We start from the raw sequence: 21,735 nt of genomic DNA on the forward strand, positions 1-21,735 counted from the left end.
TTGAGTGAAGGAAGAGACGGCTCACGCCGCCGCCTCCTCGTCGAACTCCGGCTGCAAGGAATGCAGGTAGTCGACGGCGCGCTGGGCATGCGCTGCCGCGGAAAAGATGGCGCGCTTGTCGTTGCCAAGAACCTTAAGCCAGCCATCGAGATAGCTTGCGTGGTCGGGGCGTGGTTCGAGCTCGGGGACGATGCCAAGATCGGCGCAGAGAAACGAGCTGCCGAGTTCGGCAATCAGTTCTTCGCGGGCGCGTTCGCTCCTGTCTTTTGCGTAGCGGCTGAGATCACGATCAAGCCGTCGCGGTGCCCCGGTCCAGTGCGTCATCTCGTGACTGAGGACCGCGACATAGGCGGCATCGTCCCGGAAGGCATCCAAGCATGGCATCTGGATGTAATCACGAATGGCAGCATAATAGGCAGCCGATCCGCCGTGCCGGATGAGTGCGCCGGTATTGGCAAAGAAGCGGCCGGCATCGCCGATCCGGCTCATCGGATCGTGGACAGGTGCGATCTCATGAAAGCGGCCAGGAAGACCGGCGATCTGATCGGCGTTGAACACGGTGTAGGTCTTGAGAAATGGAATATCGTGTTCGATCTCCGTGCCTGTCTCGGTCGTCTCGGTGCGGATGAACGAACTGGCAAAGACTACGGTCGTGCCGGTTTCGCCCTTGCGGACGGCGCCGCCGAGTTCGATTGCCTGGCGAAACGTCATCCAGCGTGATGAGGCAAAGCCGCGGGCGATGGTTTCGGACCAGAGGAGCAGGACATTGATCCCGGTATAGGGTTGGCCATTGTGGCGCAGTGGCCGGCTGACCTCACTTGCCGCCTGTCCCGTCGTCCAGGGCCTGGTCCATGGCCGCACACCCTGTTCGAGATCGGCGATGATCCTGGTGGTGATGCGGCTGTAGATATCGGATCGTTGATTGGATGGTTGCCTGCTCATGTCTGAACCTCCGTTTCGAGGTCGCGGCCATCGCGACCTGCTACGGCGGTCCGAAAGCCGGGCGGCAAGTGCTGCCTGCACCCGCAGGGCCGCAACGCAGTGGAGGACGGCAAAGCCGTTGCCGGCGGCGCGAGCCTGGCAGGACCAGAGCCGGGGCAGGACGCGATGACTGCAATCTTAGTAGGAGGTTTTGACGGAGGCGGAAGTGGCAGATCAGCGAGTCGGCATCACGTCGCTCACATCGCCGATGAACCGCAGCGCAGATCGCTTGCTGGCCGGCCGCGCCAATGACCGGGCGATGTCGGCGCGCGAGGCGGTTTGGTCTTCCTCACATGAGGAATTTGGCGTCAACGGCTATCTCGGAAATAACCGGCGGCAAATCGGCAGAATCCAATTGCATAATGGCTCCGAATGCCGACGATGGCGCGCGCGCCATTGGACCAATCGGCTGAGCGAGTAAATCGAGGACATCTCGACAGGCGTGGAATCGATGTCCGATCGGACGGTTGGGGCGTGCCTCGCGCTTGCGGATCAGATCAGGATGTTGCGGTTTCCCAATCGAAGACACCTGAACCAGAGCGACGCAGGCGACGGTCGATGGGGCTATTCAAAGAGAATGAGGCTTGCCGGGGTTGGCGGCATCGCCGCCACCGTGACGCCGGCAAGGCCGGCCAGTCCTGCCATCTCAGTCAGCTCACTTTGCGTATAAGCCTGACCCGCCGGCGTGCTGGCGAGCATCTCCCAAGAGAACGACGCAGGAAAAGGCGGCGACACGCCATTTTCGTTCGGTACGAAATCCACCGCGACGATCCGACCATCCTTTGCAAGGCTCGCGACGATCTTTCGTAACAGTTTGGCACAAGTCGGCAGATCGAAATGGTGCAGAAAATTCGGAAGAAGGACAAGATCATAACCCGTGCCCCATTCAACATCGAAAGCACTGCCGGCAATTGTCTGGTACCGGTCAGACACGCCGGCATTTACCGCATTCTGCCTCGAAAGCTCCAACACGGCGGTCCAGTCGACGGCGACGATCTCCGCCGATGGAAGGCCCTTCGCAATTTCGATCCCGAAAAAGCCTGGACCTGCAGCAATGTCCAAAACTTTCTTGGGATGCTTGGCCCAGCCGCAGATTTCGCCGGCCAGTATTTTAGCGCTGAGCCCCGTAAAGGAGCCCATGCCGCGTGCAAACTTCAACCAGACAGGGTTGTCCGCAGAAATGTTTGCAAGCCCAACCGAACCGCCGTTTCGCACGACCGCGGCCGGATCGCGCAGAAAATTATCGAGTATTTCGGGTGCAGCGACGAACTCGACGGCAGAGCCCATATAGGCTGGCGAATTGCGATCGAGGAACATTTTGGTCGAGGGCGTCACTCTGTACTGTCCGCTCTCCTTGGTCAGGAAACCGTGGACCACAAGGTAATCGCACAGGATGCGTATCCCACGCTCCGAGGCGCCTGTTACCGACGCCAGCAATGCTGCCGTTTTGCCCTCGCCGATATGAGTAAAGAGATCAAGCTCGATGGCCGCCCTGATCGCCGCCGTCTTGCGGCATGCAAACAGCGCATCGATCACGAGTTCGGGCGACACGACGCCAGCATGGGCGTCCTCGACGATTGTTTGCATGGGATCCCCCAGAGCCCTCGGTCGATCTTGCCTGGCAGCGCCAGCCGCAGAAATTATGCGTATATCCACATATTCTACAATACTTACCGCGCTAACCTTATCGGGTGCCACGCCCTAATGGGCGAGCTGTCCTGCGGCCGGCGCGCCGTTCATGCCGACCAAGATGGCTGCGTTGTCGTGCCTACACCAGTTTCCCCATAGTTGCCGGACGATACGCTTTTCCCATCTCGATCGCTGTCAGCACCCGTCCGTCTCGGATGCATGCTCGAGACGATGTCGCGGAGCCAGAAAACAGGTTTGATGCAACGTCGCGCTGCGGCGCGAGCAAGGTCAGGCCGATCGCTGGATTGAGTCGCCGCAAGATGCTCATGTGCGCGCGGCCGTGCACCGGGATGTTCAAGTCCCTCGGCGACAACAGCTCCGTTCGATCGAAGGGATACGGGGGTCGAGATCGACGAGCAATGAGGGGTCAATCTAACCCTCTCGCTCACAGTCAGTGTTCGGGCAACCCCGCTTGCCGCAGGCCCTCGGCCATTTGATCTGCCCATTGCGGTGAGGCTCGAAACACAGGCCGTGTCATATAGCGCTGGATCGTAAAGCCCGGCTCGGCTGCCAGCAGCTTTTTCGCCGCCCATCGAGCTGTGTCCTCGTCACCACTCATTGCCGACCAGGCAGACATCATCCGGTATGGCCACGTCACCTCCGGGTGTTTGTTAACTACCTCCCGGGCAATGGAGATCGCCTCGGAAAGTTTGCCTGCCAAGGCCAAGGAAAGGGCCAAGCCCATTCTCATATTGAAGGCGAGTGGATCCGCCGGACTAAGCGTCATCGCCCGCTCGAAACGCTCCCGCGCGCAATCAGGCTGGCCTCTGTAGCTCGCGACCCATCCATATCTCGCCCATCCCCAGGCATTGTTTGGATCGAGCGCCAGTGCTCTTTCGAGATAGGCCGACGCCCCCTCCTGATCGCCGCAGTGGCTCAACGCTCCCCCGGTAGCGGTCAAGGCAGTCGGATCATCGTCAATCGAGGCCGCTGCAACCTCGATGGCGCGTAATGCGCATTCGAGGTCCTTCTCTGGTTCGTCAGTCCAGATGTAGCCGAGGTTCTGGGCGTGGCACCAGGCTAGGAAAGCATGGGCTCGGCCGTACGCAGGATCGATCTCGATTGCGTCCTGAAGGAGCGGGATTGCCCGCTTGATAGCATCCTTATTCTGACCCCAGAGGTACGGGTAAGCCCGCATGACGAGGTCGTAGGCGCGCAGACTGCTGGGCGGTTTGCGCATCGCGAGCTCGATTTCCGCGCTGCGAATGGCTGGATGGACTGCGCCAGCGACCTGCGCCGCGATCCTGTCCTGGAACTCGAAGATGTCCTGGGTCGCGCCCTCATAGCGCTCGGACCAAAGCTGGGTCCGCATCTCGGCTTCAACAAGTTGGACCGAAATCCGCAACCGGTCCCCTCCCCGTCGGACGGTACCTTCGACCACGTAGGTCACGCCAAGTTCCCTGCCGACACTACGCACGTCGACGAAGCGACCCTTGTACGTGAACGCTGACTGGCGCGCGATCACGAAGAAATTTCGTACTCGGGAGAGAGCGGCGGTGATTTCCTCCACGACGCCGTCCACAAAATATTCATCGCTCTGGCCGCTGAGATTGTCGAAGGGCATCACCACGATCGATGGTTGGTCCTTACCAAAGCGGGCCGAAAACGATCGCACCGACCCTGCCTCATTCCCTTCACCGTTCTCTTCGGGCCAATCCACTCGAAAGACAGAAACTGGCTTGGGGATATTTTTCAGGACGCGCTCTCCAAGGCTGGTGAGTGTGAACAGCACCTTGCCGTCGAGATGCTCGCGCACCGACCCGGAAATGCATATGCCTGAGGGAGCGGCCATCTCCTGCAGGCGCGCCGCGATGTTCACGCCGTCGCCAAGAAGATCATCGCCAGACACGATCACGTCGCCAAGATTAATACCGATGCGAAATTCCAGGCGGCGATCCTGTGGAAAGTCGTTTGAGCGGCTTAGCAGGCTGCGCTGCATTTCGACTGAGCACCGTACGGCCTGAACCGCACTTGGAAACTCCGCGACAAGGCCGTCACCCGCGCTGCCGAAGATGCGACCGCCATGCTCGAGCACCAGTGCCGCTATCTGATCGTGGCAAAGGGTGAGTTCACGAACGGTGGTCTCCTCATCAAGCGCCGTAAGGCGGCTGAAGCCCACGACGTCAGTGGAGAGAATGGCTGCAAGCTTTCGATTCACAGCGGTCACCGCTCCTCTGGTGGCTGTCTATCCGCACTCAGTGCCCTGCCTCAACCTTACATCTGACAAAGGTCAAATTCCACCGCGAGACCTGGATGGCGCCAACAATTCCGGCCGCCGCCTTGACCAATACGCTTGACGGCCGCATCGGGCTGTCGCTTATCACTAGTTGAGATTGACTCGACTTTGAGTAGTACGCGTGCTCAAGTCAGGTGTTCAGATCCGAACGCAAGTCTTTCATGAAAGAGTTCCAGCCGGTTCTGCAGAACCCCTTCGAAGCTTTCAATCCACTGAAACGTGTCGATCGTTATCTCTTCGAGATGGCCCGCAATTTAACATGGTCGGTCTTTTCGCCTAGATCGAGACTGGTATTCGCGTTGCGTAATTCGCAGCCTTTGGCGGATGCCTGCGAAATTACGGTGCCTAAAGCAACAGTTCTTTGACGCTGCTTTGACGGTAGGGCGCTACGACCGGTTTGCGAAGTTACGCAGAGGGATTTCAGCCGGTTATGCTTCAGTTCGATTATCGCAAAAGCATCGATCTTCCTTTCGGAATCCCGATTTCCCTTCCCGGTTGCTTGCCAGGCGCCGCAGGTATGGCAGACTGGTCTCTGGATGCCAGGTCTTCGACCTGCCAAACGAGCGCATCGGAGGCAACGGGGGCGGGGCCGGTGGATCGCATGAAAAAGGGGCACGATCCGTTTCGGATGTTCCTGCTCGGGCCTTTTGCCCTTGTGGATGCTGAAGGGCGGTCGGTTACTCCGAAATCCAAAAAAGCCCAGGCTCTTCTGGCGATGCTTGCACTGTCCGCCCGGGGCTCGCGCTCGAGAATCTGGCTTCGGGACAAGTTGTGGAGTGATCGCTCCGACGACCAGGCGGCAGCCAGTCTGCGCCAGGCCCTTTTGGACATTCATAAGACTCTCGGGTCCGCACGTGATCTCTTGATTGCGGATAAGAATACCGTTTGGCTGGATATGGACCGACTCGTGCTTGATACCGAACTGGTGGTTCGGACAAACCGGTCCGCGGATCAAATCACCGACGAGTTGCTCGAAGGTATAGACATCCGCGATCCGGAATTCGAGGACTGGTTAACGCTTGAACGGCAGAACTGGTATAGCCGGCTCAATGTCGGAGAAGTCCACGACGTCTTCGAGCCGCGACAGCAGCCGAGCCGCGATATCGCCAAACATTCCGCCCTGCTACCTCTGACGGGTGCCCCGGATGTGCCAAGACATGGCAAACCCGCGGAAATCGCCGGCAGCAACCCATATCGGCAGCCGGCAGACGGTGACTGGCAATGGGTCATGGTCCTTCAGCCCCCCATCGTGGTGGGTGTTGGAGAGGGCGGACAGATTGCTGCGACCCGGTTCCAGAATCTCATTGCAAAAGCCATCACCGATGGGCTGGCGATTGGCGTCAGCGACCTCTCCTTCACCTTGCCGGATATTGAAGAGAGCGAACAGCGGATCAGCCTTCCGATATGCCTACAGCTTCGCCTCACGTTTGACGGTGACATGGTGATGATCGAACTGGTGATGAAGCACCTGATCAATAACCGCATTCATTGGCTGAGCAGTCAGGCAATCAGCCGCACGCAGTTCGAGCGGGGCGAGTTCGGCACCGCCGCTGCGCTGATCAGCCAGGCCGTCGATCAACTGGCCTATTTCCTGGAGACCCAGGCAAACGACCGTCGATTGTCGCAAGACGGCCTCCTGATCGACGCCGTCAATGCGATCTTTCGGCTGTCGCGCAGCGATCTGGATAATGCGGAGCGGCGCCTGGAAGAACAGATCCAGTATCAGCCGCGGTCATCGACTTTTGCCTGGCTGTCATTCATCCGGACTTTCCAGGTTGGCCAACGTTTCAACGCGCTTGACGCGCATCTGATCGAGGAAGCTCAGGCATATGCGCGCAAAGCGCTGGAACTCGACCCGCAGAATTCCGTGTCGCTCGCGCTCGTCGGCCACGTCCATTCGTTCCTGTTCGGCGAATACGACTATGCGGCCAACCTGTTCGAAAAATCGATCCGCCTGAATCCGGCCCTGCCGCTCAGTTGGGACCTCTACGCGATGCTGCACTGCTATGCAGGCCAGCCCGACAAGGCGGTGGCCATGGCGCGTTGGGTACAAGAGCTCGGCGTCTACAGTCCGCATAAATATTATTTTGATACGACCAAATGCATTGCAGCAGCGCTTGCGGGCGATCATGCCGCAGCCATAGCTGCAGGCGAAGAAGCCCTGCGGGCCCGGCCGAACTTCAACAGTCTGCTGCGCTATCTTGCCTCCAGTCACGCCCATTCCAACAATCTCGGCGGCGCGCGGCATTACCTGCAGCGTCTTCAGGCGGTCGAGGGCGGCTTCTCCATCAACGCCTTCCGCGGCAGCGGCTATCCGCTGCTCGACACAGGCGGCGGCCAGATCTTGATCGACGGCCTGCTCAAGGCCGGCGCCAAGCTGCGCTGAACTCCGGACAAATCTTCCTATCATCGCGCAAGGAGGCTCCAATGGAAGCGGACACTACTGAGGAATCGCAATCGAAAATTGTTTCATTTCTAAACAGTTATAAATTCAGGATTGAGCCGGATACGGTCCTTCCATGCGAACCCAGGGACGATGCCGGTGCTGATCCTCTCGCCGGTGCATCACCGGCTGCACCTGATGAAGCCCCCGAAGCTGTGCTTTTCCTCGGCACGGATGACGATGGATCGCCCCTGCCCGGGCCCATGATGGCAACGATGGCCGTAGCCTCTGTCCTCAACAAGAGCGTCGCAAACAAGTCGGTGCTCAACAAGGCGTCGCTGAACAAAAACAAGAATAAAAATAAGAATAAGAACAAGAACAAGTCGACGATGGACGGCGGCAGCCTCGGCGTGTCGCAGCTTATTCCCTCCTTCGAGCTGCGCAGGCTGCACCAGCAGCCGTCACGCAACGCCTATACCGCGGCGCGGCGCTTCACGTGGGAAATGCTGGATATACTTCCGCCGCCCGGCCCGGATTATACCCGCCTCGAAACGACGGTGCTGCTCTCTATGCAACGCCGCGACCGCGAACGCATGCGACGCCTGCCCGATATCCAAATCGAGTCGACGATCTCCGTGGGAGAATTCACCCGCGCATTGCATATCGAGGATCTCGGCGGTTTCGAGCAGACGGAAGGCCTTTTCCAGGCGATCCTGACGGCCTGCGAATATGTCGGACTGATCTACAAGAGCCAGTTCAACCGGCTGCGGCCAAACCAGTTCGAGCCGATGCTGCGGCCGTTGCTGGCCGTGCCGGTCCACGAGTCCTATCCCAGCAACCATTCGTTCCAGTGCTTTTCGATCGCCTTTGCGTTCTCGACGATCCTGCCGGAACATCCGGCCACCGACGAGCTTGCCCGCATCGCCCAGAACGTCGCCGAAAATCGCGAATGGGCCGGCCTGCACTATCCGAGCGATACGCTGGCAGGACGAGATCTCGCCCGACGTTTCGCTCCCTACCTCCACGACGCGTTCGGTCCTCTGTTCCAGGCCGTACACGACGAATGGGTCTGAAATCGCCAGTTGCACAACAGGGATCATGAACATGACGGATCAAACACAAATGCCTGAGCCCGCACCGATCAACTACTATTATCTCTGGCACCTGACTGCCCTTGGCGTGGTCGACGCGGAATACGGATCGGCTCTGCCTGCTCCACCAGCGCTCGATGCGAGCGCTGTACGCGCGCTCCCCGATCCCCTCATCACCGGCACGGTCTGGGATGCCATCGCTTCCGCCGGCCCGTTGCGACCCGCGCGGGTCGCGCTGATCGATGTCGGCGTATCTCCGGATCATCCCAATCTGGCAACCCGGCTTGACCGGGAGGCGTCAATTGATTTGACGACCCATCGTTACGGCGCGCGCGTGCTCGAAATACTCGATACGACGACGTCGTTTGACCGCGAGGAAAGACATGCCTTCTTTGCCGGGCTCGACATCGCTCCGCTCGGCAATATCGGCCTTTCGAATGACGACCGGGACTATCTCAGTGACCTGGTTGCCGAATATGCCACGTCGGAGGGTGTTCTCCGGCGGCTCTACAATCCGGAATCGCTGTTTGCGTCGCATGGTACCTGCTGTGCAGGGCTGATCGTCGGAGAACCCGCCGTTGTTGCGGAAGAAGGCACGCCAAGCCTTCCGCCGGAAGGAGCCTTCTACGGTGATAGTGACGAGCTGCGCACGAGCGGCAATCGCAATGTCATCCCCTATTTCGGCGTTGATCCTTTCTCAAGGCTCATCTCGATCAGAACGTCCTTCGAAGACGATGTCAGGCAGTTCATTGCGGCCTTCCTTTATGCCTATCTTCAGAAAGCAGATGTGATCGTCTTGCCGCGCGGTCTGCCTGACCCGAGACGCAGCATCGTAGATCCGAAGAACGAGCTGAAGGCCGACCTGGAATTATGGAAAAACCAGGATGCCGCCAATCTCTTCGCGCGCATTGCCCTTGCTGATCAAGGTGGACCTGAACTGGAGCCGAAGGCTGCGCAGAAAGGCTCCAATCCGGATCGTCCGTGGCATGTCCTCAAGCAACTCATCCTCGCCATCAGCCGGCACATCCCGATCGTCTGCGCCGCAGGAAACAGTGGCGAGAGCCAGCTGATATATCCGGCAAGTCTTGCCGCCGACAACAACGGCGTCATTGCAGTTGGGGCCGTTACCGTCGAAGGTTTCCGTTCGGGCTATAGCAATTACGGCGAAGGATTGACGTTAGTCTCCCCCTCCGACGACGGGGAGGTCTTCAACAGGCATCAGTTGCGCCTCGACCGGCTTTCTCCATTTGCCGCGCAGCACGACTACAGCGCTTTTCGAACACGGGAATACTACTATTCGCACTTCTCGCTGCTGACGACGGACCTGTCGGGGATTTTCGGCTATAATCAGGGCTCGGATCCGTGGTCGGCCATCGTGCCGTTCGGAACCAATCCGGGCATCGGAGGCGGATACTACACTCCCTTCGGAGGCACATCAGGCGCGTCGGCGCAGGTGGGCGGGTTATGCGCCCTGATACAGCGGGCTTACAAAAGCCGCCACAATGCCGGTGACCGCCTCTCGGGGCCTCAAGTGAAATCCATTCTGAAAGCTGCGTCCCGCCTGGACACCATTGTCGCGCCCGGAACGAGGAAATTGACGGCGGATTGTATGAACGCCGAGAGCGAGGACGCCGTCGAGATGGCCTATTTCTTCGGGTCGGGCCTGCCGAATGCGCGGGCAGCGGTGCAGGCGGCTCTGGCGATCTGACCCCGCGGCTGCCTTATCCAGAATTCCAAGCCTCCTCGATCGAGGAGGCTTTTTCTTTGTTTACGTCATTTTTACGGATTTTTAACGCGGAACTGGCGGGCGAATGACGCCCTTGGGGAATAGTGGCTCTCAACAGACGACGCACAACGTTCCGATGACGGACGGCGTCGTCTCGAACTCCGGCATTTTTGCCCGAGATGCAATCTTGATCTGCCCGAAGACAAACTCACGGAGGCTGCCGATGTCCGCGTCCCGCATACAACAATTGGCAGATGAGGCGCGCCTCCTGCTCAAGCGCAATCCCCTGATGGCAAGTACCGTCTCCCTGCAGCGCGTGGCAACACGCAACCTTTTGAAGCGACGCTTGCAATATGGCCGCACGCTTGCGGCGGCTTCGAAGCTCGCCGGTTGTTCGGCTGGGGTGGAGGCATTGTCAGGTTATTTCCCCGACCTTGCCGATGGCGGATACACGCGCCTGCCGGAGCTTCCGCCAGCGGTTGCCGGACCGGTCGGCGCCGACCCTTACCGTTCATCCGTACTTGCAGCCTGGATGGGTGCGCTCGCGCGCAGTCTGGAATGGCAGGCGGCCCGCCCCGATGTGCAGGTCGTCGGCCGCTATCTGCAGCCGGATCTGATCGCATCGGATCTTGAACTCGAACGTCAGCCAGCGTGCCGGCTCTCTTGCGGCATCGGCCTGGTGCACATCGAAAGCCCGGCGCGAAGCCGTATCATGCAAGCCCTGCTGCGCCAATGCATGCCGGACTATCCCCGGCCCGGCTACCCGATCACCGACGACGCGGAACTGGATCGCATCGCCGACCATCTGGAGAAGGCCTTCGCATTAATCGCGGACTTGGACGAGTACGGCCATCAGCGCCTGATCGCCGGCCTGCACACGCTTTACGTTGGCGTCCGGCGCGAACCGCAGTGCTCCTTTTCGAGCTCGAACGAATTGCCGGGCAGCGCGCTCATCGTCCTTTCCAGAGAGAGATTGCGCGCCGGCGATCATGCCGCGACAGCGGCCCAACTGCTTCATGAGGCGGGGAATATCCTGCTCGGGTTTTATACGACCTCGGCGGCAGCATCCCTGCCTGGCGAGTTCCAATATGTTTCCCCATACAAGAAGGACCTACAGACGCTCGAGAGCATCCTGCATACGGCCTACACCATTCCCTGGGAATGCGCCTTGCGCATGGCATGCCTATCCACCGAGACGGATCCTGAGCGCCGCGCCTGGAAGACGGCATTCATAATTGCCTATGCCGCGCGGCAAGTCCCGCTCATCGACATCGCTCGGAAAGGTATCGAACGTCTCGGCGGCGATGTCCTCCTCGACCTCCCAGACATCGCCGCCATTCCTTCCTGGAGCAGTCGGATCTTGTTCCTCGTGAGCCAGTTGCTTGCCGAAGAACCCATTGCGCACCGCCAGGCGCATCTGGCCGAGTGCCAGCGAGTTCTCGATCGCCAAGCCTGGGATATCGGACAGATGCTGCTGCGCGGCAAGGAGCCGATCGATCCTCGGATGGGCCGGCGGGAGATCGATGACAGCGGCGAGAATGTCAGCCTCTGGTACGACGGCAAATTCCACGTGATTGCGAAGACCCCCGACCATGCGATGGGCGAGGATTACGGTCACTACGCCGCGGCGATCCGCCAAGTTGCGCCCAGCGAGATGGAGGCGATCTGATGGTTAATTATCGGTCCCAACGACTACCGGCCGCCGCTAGCGCGCCCGTCGACTTCCCGAACTTCTTCGCCCACAGCCTGGGGTGGGGCGGCAGAGGGGCTCTGTTCACCGGCAATAGTGTCGATCTTGCCGAGGAACGGAGCCCCAATGTTACCAGGCCTGCGTTCGGCGTCTCGTTGGAGGGTTCCAATATGATGGATGAGGACGAATATGTCTCCACCGCAATGGATCACGACGACGCCTTCCTGACGGCTCTTCGCCATCGGCAACGCGACTTCGCAGGTTTTCGCGAAATCGACTTCGTCATTATCGGATGCGGCGGCTTGGGCTCGCAGATTGCCATCCAGCTTGCGGCCCACGGCGCGCGCCATTTCTTTCTCGCGGATGCGGATCGTATCGACGAGAACAACTTGAACCATGTGCCATGGGCGAGCGAAGCTGATCTCGGCCGGCTGAAGACGGACAAGCTGGCGACCTGTCTGGCCGCGTGTTTCTCGGCCAATGCCTTCGCGCTGCCGGAATTTGCGGAAGGGGCCGCAGCGCTCCGACTAATCGCAGATTACGCCCACAATCCGTTCGTCGTTCTTGCCCGCGACGATTCTCATCCGGCCCAGGAGTTCCTCACGGCCTGCCACGCATCGAAAGCCGGCCTGCCGCCCTATCTGCATGTCGGCCGCTCCCAAGTACATGGCATGGCAGGTCCCTCGGTCGCAGTGCATGAGGACGCATGTCCCGTCTGCCATTGCGCCGAGGTCACAACCGACGACGGCTTTCTCGCTCCACCGGCCGCTGCCGAGAACGCATTTATCGCCGGCCTTGCCGTGTCGCGGATTGCCCAAAAATGCCTTTCGAGACACTCCGCCGCACGGGGACGCAGATGGATATCGGACCTCAAAAGCGATCAGGCCGAGCTGCGTTCTCGCTGCGAACACCCCGAATCCAAGGTATGTCCATGAACACGCTATTTTCGTCGGGATATTGTTGCTCCGTTGGCGCAACTACCGGAAAGAACGATGAGCTGACGATATCCGAAGCTCTTTGCGATCCACTGATCGCCATGGTGATGCGCGCCGATGGCGTGACCATCGAAGAATTCAAGCGACTCCTTGAGGCGGCGGCCCGTGCGCTAAAAGCCAATCTGGCTAGCTGATGGTTGACGAGCACGTGTGGCCAATCTCGGTGCGAAACCATCGCCCGCATTGGTACTGGTCGCCAGGAGGAGTTCAGGCACAATGAGGTTCGATATGTCGAGAAGCTTCCCAACGATAATTCTTGTTTTTGACGAAGGGAAAGATCGCAAGGTGATCTGCACCGCTCGCGAGGCTGCCCAGCTGTTGCTGAAGGAATGGCCCATCGACGATGGTGAAGAATTCTTCACGGCGGTGAGAACCTGTTTGGAGGTCCTTACCGGCGATACCGACCCCGAGAAATTGCATGAGGCGATCGTCCGCGCCGCATATGAAGCGGGTGTTGCGGCGATCACGACTGATAACAGCCTTGGTATTTTCAGGATCTATCCAGTCAGCCAGGTCAGATAGTTGACAGCCGTTCACGCGCTCAGCGCAATCCCGCTCCCATCGCGCCGCTGCGGCTATCGCCGTGGGCTCTGCGGAGCTCTTACTGCGGAGCGAGCCGAAGAAGCTCTTTGGATCCGACAGGCGATCGGTTCAGCAAAGTCTCAATTGACCGTTTCCGATGGCGAGGCGACACTCGCAGCCTGCAGCGAGGCAGGAGGAGAAACGATGGACGACCTAGACCGCTGGCGCGACATGGCAAGCGCACCGAGAGACGGCAGCCGGATCCTCGTCACGATTCGCCAGTCCGAACAGGGGCCGGCAGAAGTTGACCTCGCCTATTGGTCGAATGGCGATCAGTTCGGTGCAGAAGGCTGGCGCGCCTCCGATTCCTCGCCCGGGCACATCATCGAATATGCCGAGCCGGAATTGAAGTGTTGGATGCCGATGCCCTCGGCCAACCTCAATCGCACCTCGATGCCCTCCCCTTGGGAAGGTGACGATGACCAGGAGCTCTACGGGTCAGGGATTTAAGAGACCCGGCCGAATAAAAATGGTTCCTGCCGCCGCGAGAGGTCCAGATTGCCGTCCGACACGACTGCGGCGCGCCACGAAGCCCCTGCTCTGGAACGGCACGCCAAATTGAGGTTCAACCTTAGCCGAGGCGCCTACGCTGCGCGCACCCTGTCCCGGCCGCTTAACTTGGCAGCATAGAGTGCTTGATCAGCGCGTCGATAAAGGTCCGACGCGCTCTCAGACGGGACACAAGTGGCGATGCCAGCAGAACAGGTGTAGCTGAAGTCGGGAGATTCAGGCAGAGGCCGGGAGAAGCGGATCACCGTTAGCATGCACTCGACCATGGCAATGGCATCTTCCGGACCGGTTGCCGGCATCACGAGAAGGAACTCTTCTCCGCCGACCCGCCCAAAACAATCGTTGCGGCGAACATTCTGATGAATGCGATGAGCAAAATCGCGCAGGACGACATCCCCGGCGTGGTGACCAAGCCGATCATTGATGTGTTTGAAATTGTCGATGTCGAAGACGGCAAGACATCCGTTGTCTCCGTGCTGGGCGGTTGCCAGCATGTCGTCGACGCGGGCCATCACAAAGCGGCGGTTGGAGACACCGGTGAGTTCGTCAGTGTAAGACGCCTTGATCGCCTGATCGCGATCTTGCCTGACAGTTCTGCCATGCGCTCGCAAACTGGTGATGTCGCTCGCAATGCACAACATCCAACCGTTCTTCTGGACCGCCTCGGTCATCCAAAACCATCGGCCATCACACAGGTCCGTCTCGAAAGCTCGATAGCCCATCTTGCCACGGCGCGACTGTGTCGACCGCAGCCATTCGTCGAAATTGCTCGTTTGAATGACCGTGCCTCGCCGCAGCTCAAAATTGCGCCGCATGAGATCCGGCCAGAGTGGAGTTTCATCCGGCTCGATGAAATAAACCGAACGAAAGGCGCTGTTGGCGTATCGCAGCCGGTCATGACCATCGTAGACGGCAATCAGCGTTTCGGTGCGTGCGGAAAGGTGCAGAAGCTGTTCGAATATCTCGTCCATACCGAACCCTGTCTGGTTGCCTTGGTATGAGATGGCGCAGAAACCCTATGAGAAAAGAGCCCGTCAGCAAGCAGAAGGCGCCTCTACTGATTACGGAAGCGTCAACGAGATGCCGTTTTCAATCGTGATTGGACATCTGCTGAGACCTGAGCGACGCTATTTTTGGGAGGCGGACCATCTATTTTTCCGGAGATAGGAGGCCGAGATGGAACAGTACGCACTCGATCAGTTGAAAACCATTGCAAAGGTCAGCACGACCTGCAAGCGCCTCGAAATGCCGAGGCGCGAACGGCTTGAACGGTGGGCCGAAAGTCTCGAAGGCAGCCCCAGACCGTTTCTTAAGACGCTTCACGAAACCGAATATCAGCCAATGGCCGATCGGCTTGCTCTCAGGGATGACGGCACCCCGATCTCCGTTGCATTCGCTGATCCCATTCTGCGGGCGGCGGGAATGGAAAATGACAGCTATGGAGAAGCCAAACGGTTCTTCGAACTCAGCGATGAGCAATTGCATGATCTTGTCTGCTTCTGCCATTTCGGTGAACGCGTCAGCGCGGCAGTCGTCGCTCGCCGTTTGCGGAAGATGTCAGGTTCCAAACCAAGTGGGTTTTTCGCTCAGCTTCGTGCGTTGTTTGCCTGATTGAGGCGAAAGGCCACCATCTGACGTGCTGGTCGGGGATGCATCGATCCCCGTCGCGGGTGGCACGCGCGACGACCGAGGCCGGACCGGTCGGGTCGTTGCTCCTGGGGCATCGACTATCGCCGACATTTTGAGGGACAGATTTCTGAAGCAGTTGGTTCCTGCTGGTCAACTGGCGGGTCCAGGTCTTTTGCGCTGGCCGACCACCACGCCCCCGAGGGATTTGGGTCAAGGCGTTCACCAGCAGCACCCACTATGTAAGCGTGCTGGGGAAAGATGCCTCGCCGCGCGACTATCCAGTCAGGTAGACGCTTGAAGAGGCCGTATCGCTACTTACCGCCAGCTAACCACGCGCTTGCCATTGTACGTGATTTAACAGAAAATCCTCGGCGTGGCCCTTGAGGCCTGGGCAGCCTGCCATGATCGGAGAACGCCGTGCCTCTGAAAAACATTTTGGCCGCAGCAGCAATCGTCTTCATGACACTCTCAGGATGCGCAACTAGTGGATCGTACAACACAACCTACGCACAGCCGCAGGGGATAGGCCCGGTTCGCGGGGAAATGGGCGGTTACTAGCCCATCCAAGGTGTTTCGACCGCTTGAGAAACACAGCCTGGCTGTTTACGACGAACCAACCTCGGTGCTCGATCCGATGACATGATCGCTGTCCGCGGAAGAACGCATGACGGTGATGGTGGTGACCCACGAAATGGGCTTTGCCCGCGAGGGCGCGCAACGCGTGGTGTTCATGGATGCCGGCGCCATCGTCGAGAGCGGCGCGCCGGATGAATTCTTCGCCCACCCGAAAACCGACCGGTCGGGTCGTTGCTCCTGCGGCATCGACTATCGCTGACAGGCTGCTTCCTTGGGTCGAAGCCAACTGCGAGATCAATTGCCGGATCCTCCAGACGTGACCGGAGAAGGCCTCGTCTTTAGTCTCGAAGTGCTCCAGGCCTTTTTCGCCTTCACGCCTATAACCACCATCCTAGACATGGAATTCTCCTCTAAAGATAATGGGATAAGTCGAGAGGCGTAGGCTCCGTGCGACAGTAGGGCTTTAAGCCTCAATATTGTCGAGCATCGAATTCTTCAATCGTTTCGGGGTCCTGCTTATATTCCCATTGCACACCGTTCAGCCGGCGCCAGATTTGTCCCGATGGGTTTCGGGCGGCGCCGTCGACGAGTGGCACCGGAAAGAGTGTCTCGTGCTTGTGCCAGAGTGTGACGTCAGTGACGTTCGCCTGCTTGGGCTTCAGGAACAGGTTGAAAAGGAGTGCGAAGTCCATTGGCCGATTTTTCTCCAATGGACTCAACTATAGGGAAATTTTGGGTACTTTCAAGTACTATAATTTTGCGAACCCGACGGGCGAAAACATCGGCACCATCACCAAGTACGCCAGCAATGCGAGATTCGGGTGCGTTCCAGTTTCTGTAGGGCTTCCTCGGCATCCGGAAAAATGAAGAACGAGGACCACCGATAGGTGAGCGGCATGGGGAAGCGTTCATACAGGGGTATCCGGTCACGAATCCGAAGGCGCTCGCGGCAATCCGTGCTGGTGCCGACCAACTACACTCGTGGCCACGAGCGGGGATTTGACTTTCATCCGCTGAACGGCGCCTCGTCGCCCGGGATCGTGCCGAACCCGACCGCGCCACGTCACTTTTCGCAGAGCCGTCGGCCGCCGGAATATGGCTGATAGGTACAATCGGACGGCCGGAAGGAGCGGTAACTGCGCGAGCAGGCGGTGATATTGCAGGACTGTGTTGCGCCTTGACCATCGCTTGCCGCTCCTGTCGATAGCACTCCATTCGGCGTAGGTTCGGCCGTCGCTTGGCGCATGAAGTCCCGCCAAATATGCGCTGGCAGCGCGCCGCCCGTCACCCCCTTCATCGGCGTGTCGTCATCATTGCCAACCCAGGCACCGACGACCAGCGATTCCGTGAAGCCGACGAACCAGGCATCGCGATTGTTCTGGCTGGTGCCGGTCTTGCCGGCTGCAAACGAGCCGGGGTCTGCTCCACGCCCAGTGCCGCGCTCGACAACCAACTGCAGGAGCCCGACGAGATCGGACTGGTAAGGCGAAAGATCGACATTCGGCTTTGATTGTGAGCCAACTCGAAACACGTTGGGCTGCCCTGCCGCTTGAAACTCGATGATGCCCCAGGGTTTAACAGGTGCCCTGCCGAGTTGGACAGACGCATAGGCGCTGGTGAGGTTGAGCAGATTTACTTCGGACGTCCCGAGCGCCAACGACGGCGTGCTGGCGAGGGGTGCATCGATGCCGAGTTCACGCGCTGCGGCAATCACATTGTCCAAGCCAACCTCTTCGGCAAGCGCCACCGAAGCGGCATTGAGTGATCGCGCGAACGCCTCGGCAAGCGTAACCCAACCGCGATAGTTGCCACCGGAGTTTTCTGGCGACCAACCGTCTATGTCAATTGGCGCGTCCAGAACCTGGTCGGACAAAGTCAGTCCAGCTTTCAATGCTGCGTAATAGACGAATAGCTTGAAGGTGGAACCCGGCTGGCGCATCGCAGTGACAGCGCGATTGAACTGGCTCGCCTTGTAGTCGCGCCCGCCAACCATGGCGACGACCGCGCCGTCCGGTGTCATAGCAACCAACGCGGCCTGCGATGCTCCGACAGATGTTCCTTCACCGTCCAAGGCTCTTTTCACGACCCTTTCGGCGATTTGCTGCAACTGCGGCACCAGCGTGGTTCGCACCGTCGTCGAACCCGGCGAGGAGCCGGCGACTTCGCTCGCTTGCGGCGAAATCCAGTCGGCAAACCAGCTTCCCGAGCGCGGCGTCGGCGTCGTTGGATGCAGCTTGGCAAAGCTCGCCTTGGCCTCCGCTGCCTCTGGCATGGTGATCTTGTCGTTCGTCGCCATCGCGTCGAGAACGACCATGGTGCGCTGCCGGGCGCCTTCGAAATTGTCGATGGGATTCCATTGACTTGGCGCCCGCAGCAACCCCGCCAGCATCGCCGACTCGGGCAGATTAAGGGCGTCGATATCCTTGTTGAAATAAATCCGCGCGGCGGCAGGCATGCCTGTAGCGCCCGCGCCAAGATAGACGCTGTTAAGATAGCGCGTCAGGATTTCCCGCTTGCCGAGCTTCCACTCCAGCCAGACTGCGATCACAACCTCCTGTATCTTTCGCTTTATTGTTCGATCGCTGTCGAGGTATTGGAGCTTGATGAGTTGCTGGGTGATCGTGCTGCCGCCCTCCACCACCGAGCCAGCCTCCAAATTCCGGAGAAACGCCCTCCCGATCCCTCTTGGATCGACGCCGAAATGATCCATGAACCGGCGGTCCTCAATTGAAAGGACGGCATCGATTAGACGCGGCGGGAATTGGTGGTATTGCGCATATGGCCCTTGATAAGGTCCCTGCCGTACGAGCGGCGCACCGTCGGCGGTTTCCAGCACAACGATAGGCTTTAACGTCCCGTCACGGATCTCGCTCCAGGGTACGTCCTTTAGTGCCCACACCAGCACGCTGCATACGAGGAGGCAGCCTAGCAAGGCCGACCCCATAGCGAATTTCCACCAGTTCGCCGGAAGCCATCGGCGTCGGCGACTTTCGCGCGGCTTGGAACCCCGATCACGAATGCCGCGCCCGGCTTTGGCCAGAGCAGTCGTCATCCATTTGGCGGGAGCTGATATGGTTACCAGCCGCATCGACCTCCTTAGCTTCGTTCTCAAAAACGAAGCCATCGTCTTGGTCTTCGCCAAAGCAGAACTTGCCTTCAAATCGTGGCGCAGCGCACGTAATAGATTGCTCGCAGCCTTTCGAGTTTGCACGAAGGTTCCGTGGGGAAGTTGCGGGTTGTCGCCTTGGCTGATTCCTGGCGAATCCGAGGCGGCCGCTTGCGTCGCTGAATCTGTTGTCTGATTGCGACCCGTGCTCGAGTTGCCAACGCTTTCGCCTGAGGATTCGGGAGGATTAGGCATCGGTTACCGCTAAAAGGCCAACGTGGCATGAACTTTATAGCCGGGCGATGCCGAGTGTTCTACCGTAAAAGGTCCCATAGGCTTCTGTATGAAACGAAGCCGGCTCTCATTCGCGCGGTCATCGACGAAGTTCGAGACTGCCGTCGCCGCTATAGTCATACGAATACCAGTACCGCGATCATCGCCACGGCCGACGTAACGCGTGCTCCAGTGAAGACTGTGGTCATTGAGAAGTCCGGCCTGTCCGAATGTGTTTGATTTCCTCGGCAGCGCCAAGGACGGCCATCAACCCCGCCCCGATCCAACATACGAGCGCTAAACGAACCTGCCTCTTGCGCTCCAGTTCCCGTTCTGTCGCCCTCTGTGCGAAATCGAACGCTTGTGAGACAACTGGGGACGATTTTCGCCGATCCGCTGATCACTTCTCGCAAAGTTTGGCCAAGTTCTTCTCCAAACTTCGCCGCAGGGCGCCAGAGATTTCAGTCTCCAGTCCTTTGACGATGTCGCCGAACCGGCCACCGGTCTTCACGATCTCGATGGAGGTATCTGTCATTTTGCAGGTCGCCAGGTCGACCTTCAGACGAACCGCGGCTGTCGCTGAAAACCCTCCTTCGACCAGCGCTTCGGCTGAGGTCTTGCAAGCAAGAGTGCCCCGGGCGCTCGCCTCCGCGGTGTCGCCATTCACCGACAATTCAAGGTTCTCGATCTTCACTGCATCGAGCTTGTCGATGCCGACCTCCACACTGATGCCGAATTTTGACACCTTGGCCTTCAAAGACCTGCATGGCTGCGCGTCTCCGATGGCCCTCTCCAAGGCATTCGGCGACTGGGCGTTGGCGAAGGAGCATGGCTGGAGGAGAAAGGCTCCTGCCGCCAGCAGGCCCAAACAGTTCCACATCGCTTTCTCCGATCTCACCGCGATTTCCATGGATGCATCGTAACCGTATCCCGCTCCCACGTTGTTCTCGTCGCCGTGAACTGTGATCGACAATGCGTGGATGAGCAACGGGAGTTTCAGCGCTACCTCCCATGGCGCCATCTGATTGCTGCTTCCGTCCGATTGCTGGCGCCAAGTGGCAACTTTTTGGCAAAAGGCCGAAAGGCCAGGTCATCCGGAAGACTGGCGTTATGACGATCGTGCTCAAGGGTGACATCGTCGTTCCCGGCGACGGCATTCCCGTTCAACTGTTGGTCCTGCTCGAAGTCGTCTAGGGTCGGGCATCCCGAAAGTAATGCGCATCGACGTTCTAAAGGTGAGCGCCAGTTACTACAGATGATATGCTGGCCTTGTCACGCGGGCGGTAAACATGCACGCGGAAGGCCGCATAAGACAACAGGTCATTGATGCTGATGATCGAAAACTATCGGACCGGTTTGCCCTGGAATACCATGCGTCGACGCAAGCCCCTGGTGATGGGATTACGTCACGTCCGATTTTCAGGAGGGTGGCTCTAGATTCGATGCGCCCCGACCCCTATCCTAGCGTGCCCGCGCCCGCCTAGTGGGTACAGTCCCCTCACCTGAGTTCCCTTCAACTGCTGCGGCGGATCGAAGCCCAGAGGTCGTGGTATCGTCGAAGCCGTCAATTGCGACAATCCGTTGAGGGCGGCATTGAGGCTTTGACGGACCGGCCGCGAGCCCCTTATACATCACGGCACGACGCATGTGAGGCTGTCCAGGACCCGGTGTGCGACCTCATGAACCGCTTTCCTGCCCGCTATTGAGAGCCAGCGCGGAACTGATGCAATCAAGCAAAACCTGTTCGCCAAACGGTTTTGTCAGGCAGCCGACGATGCCCGCGCCCAACGCAGACGCGCGTACGTTCTTTTCCGGAAAGGCGGTGATCAGAACAGTCGGAATGCTCTTGCCCAGCGCGACGAGCCGGCGATGCAGATCGAGCCCGCTCATTCCGGGCATATTGATGTCCGTCACGAGGCAGGCCGTGCGGCGGATATGAGGGAATCTCAAGAAATCATCCGCGGATGAAAAGGCTTCGGCATCAAATCCCATCGACCTCAAGAGCCCCTTGATAGCCTCCCGCATCGACTCGTCGTCGTCGACGATCGCAATCAGAGGTCTCTTGGTTGGCACTGCCGCCTCCCAACTTCGCCGATCAGCATCATGCCGAATTAGCGTTGTGGCGCGCTCGACTGGAAGATTTTAGTATTGAACGGCGACAAAGGCAGCGCAAGCTATACGATCGTATATATTATCTAAGACTTGTGGAGCGAGCTGGGTATCTGCCCAAAAAGCGCCGGCGCTCCGATTGGAATATTCCGGCAAAGG

The 21,735-nt window shown here is 59.1% G+C and carries 18 protein-coding genes and 2 pseudogenes; 12 read left to right on the plus strand and 8 right to left on the minus strand.

The features are described from left to right. Positions 1-21: 21 nt before the first annotated feature. Positions 22-942, minus strand: a complete 921-nt coding sequence (locus tag U5G49_RS25360; RefSeq protein WP_284199214.1) for an ArdC family protein — start codon at positions 940-942, stop codon at positions 22-24. Positions 943-1,132: 190 nt separating this feature from the next. On the opposite strand from U5G49_RS25360, the gene U5G49_RS25365 reads away from it, so the two are divergent. After that, positions 1,133-1,402: a hypothetical protein gene (locus U5G49_RS25365; protein WP_193443570.1), complete on the plus strand. Its 270-nt coding sequence runs from the start codon at positions 1,133-1,135 to the stop codon at positions 1,400-1,402. A 143-nt stretch (positions 1,403-1,545) separates the two neighbouring features. Here the strand turns inward: U5G49_RS25365 and U5G49_RS25370 are convergent, their stop codons facing one another. Both U5G49_RS25370 and U5G49_RS25375 read right to left on the minus strand, forming a co-directional pair. Beyond that, complete coding sequence (locus tag U5G49_RS25370; protein ID WP_193443568.1) at positions 1,546-2,568, minus strand: class I SAM-dependent methyltransferase; 1,023 nt, start codon at positions 2,566-2,568, stop codon at positions 1,546-1,548. 493 nt (positions 2,569-3,061) lie between these two features. After that, positions 3,062-4,837 carry an adenylate/guanylate cyclase domain-containing protein gene (locus U5G49_RS25375; RefSeq protein WP_193443566.1) on the minus strand — a complete coding sequence of 592 codons (1,776 nt, stop codon included), beginning with the start codon at positions 4,835-4,837 and terminating at the stop codon, positions 3,062-3,064. A 209-nt stretch (positions 4,838-5,046) separates the two neighbouring features. Between U5G49_RS25375 and U5G49_RS25380 the strand changes: the two are divergent. The 9 genes and pseudogenes from U5G49_RS25380 to U5G49_RS25420 form a co-directional block, all read left to right on the plus strand. Continuing rightward, positions 5,047-5,172: pseudogene (locus U5G49_RS25380) on the plus strand (ABC transporter ATP-binding protein); the annotation flags it as partial. Positions 5,173-5,336: 164 nt separating this feature from the next. Continuing rightward, a complete protein-coding gene (locus U5G49_RS25385) occupies positions 5,337-7,292 on the plus strand; it encodes an SARP family transcriptional regulator (protein ID WP_193443564.1) in 1,956 nt (651 codons plus the stop codon). 41 nt (positions 7,293-7,333) lie between these two features. Beyond that, positions 7,334-8,362 carry a phosphatase PAP2 family protein gene (locus tag U5G49_RS25390; protein WP_193443561.1) on the plus strand — a complete coding sequence of 343 codons (1,029 nt, stop codon included), beginning with the start codon at positions 7,334-7,336 and terminating at the stop codon, positions 8,360-8,362. A 31-nt stretch (positions 8,363-8,393) separates the two neighbouring features. Next, a complete protein-coding gene (locus tag U5G49_RS25395) occupies positions 8,394-10,088 on the plus strand; it encodes a S8 family serine peptidase (RefSeq protein WP_193443559.1) in 1,695 nt (564 codons plus the stop codon). A 103-nt stretch (positions 10,089-10,191) separates the two neighbouring features. Then, entirely contained in the window at positions 10,192-11,775 is a 1,584-nt protein-coding gene (locus U5G49_RS25400) for an aKG-HExxH-type peptide beta-hydroxylase (protein ID WP_193443557.1), read from the plus strand. Further along, complete coding sequence (locus U5G49_RS25405) at positions 11,775-12,731, plus strand: ThiF family adenylyltransferase (RefSeq protein ID WP_193443554.1); 957 nt, start codon at positions 11,775-11,777, stop codon at positions 12,729-12,731. The genes U5G49_RS25400 and U5G49_RS25405 overlap by 1 nt, the downstream gene beginning before the upstream one ends. After that, entirely contained in the window at positions 12,722-12,925 is a 204-nt protein-coding gene (locus tag U5G49_RS25410) for a hypothetical protein (protein ID WP_370091309.1), read from the plus strand. Before U5G49_RS25405 ends, U5G49_RS25410 begins: the two co-directional genes overlap by 10 nt. An 82-nt stretch (positions 12,926-13,007) precedes the next feature. Next, positions 13,008-13,313, plus strand: a complete 306-nt coding sequence (locus tag U5G49_RS25415) for a DUF982 domain-containing protein (protein ID WP_130653676.1) — start codon at positions 13,008-13,010, stop codon at positions 13,311-13,313. 204 nt (positions 13,314-13,517) lie between these two features. Continuing rightward, positions 13,518-13,823, plus strand: a complete 306-nt coding sequence (locus U5G49_RS25420; protein ID WP_018246403.1) for a hypothetical protein — start codon at positions 13,518-13,520, stop codon at positions 13,821-13,823. A 134-nt stretch (positions 13,824-13,957) separates the two neighbouring features. Here U5G49_RS25420 and U5G49_RS25425 read toward each other — a convergent pair whose 3' ends face one another. Beyond that, on the minus strand, positions 13,958-14,854 hold the full coding sequence (locus tag U5G49_RS25425) for a GGDEF domain-containing protein (protein ID WP_193443552.1): 897 nt from the start codon (positions 14,852-14,854) through the stop codon (positions 13,958-13,960). Between the two features lie 205 nt (positions 14,855-15,059). On the opposite strand from U5G49_RS25425, the gene U5G49_RS25430 reads away from it, so the two are divergent. Next, positions 15,060-15,494 carry a hypothetical protein gene (locus U5G49_RS25430; protein WP_193443550.1) on the plus strand — a complete coding sequence of 145 codons (435 nt, stop codon included), beginning with the start codon at positions 15,060-15,062 and terminating at the stop codon, positions 15,492-15,494. A 613-nt stretch (positions 15,495-16,107) separates the two neighbouring features. Beyond that, positions 16,108-16,347, plus strand: a pseudogene (locus U5G49_RS25435) (amino acid ABC transporter ATP-binding protein); the annotation flags it as partial. 211 nt (positions 16,348-16,558) lie between these two features. On the opposite strand, the gene U5G49_RS25440 reads toward U5G49_RS25435, so the two are convergent. The 4 genes from U5G49_RS25440 to U5G49_RS25455 all read right to left on the minus strand — a co-directional run bounded on the left by U5G49_RS25440 (position 16,559) and on the right by U5G49_RS25455 (position 21,540). Then, complete coding sequence (locus U5G49_RS25440) at positions 16,559-16,780, minus strand: hypothetical protein (protein ID WP_115156842.1); 222 nt, start codon at positions 16,778-16,780, stop codon at positions 16,559-16,561. Between the two features lie 371 nt (positions 16,781-17,151). Next, positions 17,152-19,449 (minus strand): PBP1A family penicillin-binding protein, encoded by a 2,298-nt coding sequence (locus U5G49_RS25445; RefSeq protein WP_193443548.1) that lies wholly within the window; start codon positions 19,447-19,449, stop codon positions 17,152-17,154. Between the two features lie 418 nt (positions 19,450-19,867). Continuing rightward, complete coding sequence (locus tag U5G49_RS25450; RefSeq protein ID WP_193443577.1) at positions 19,868-20,347, minus strand: hypothetical protein; 480 nt, start codon at positions 20,345-20,347, stop codon at positions 19,868-19,870. 797 nt (positions 20,348-21,144) lie between these two features. Continuing rightward, positions 21,145-21,540 (minus strand): response regulator transcription factor, encoded by a 396-nt coding sequence (locus U5G49_RS25455; RefSeq protein ID WP_193443546.1) that lies wholly within the window; start codon positions 21,538-21,540, stop codon positions 21,145-21,147. Positions 21,541-21,735 lie beyond the last annotated feature (195 nt).

It is taken from the genome of Rhizobium indigoferae (assembly GCF_034554815.1).
GTDB lineage: Bacteria > Pseudomonadota > Alphaproteobacteria > Rhizobiales > Rhizobiaceae > Rhizobium > Rhizobium leguminosarum.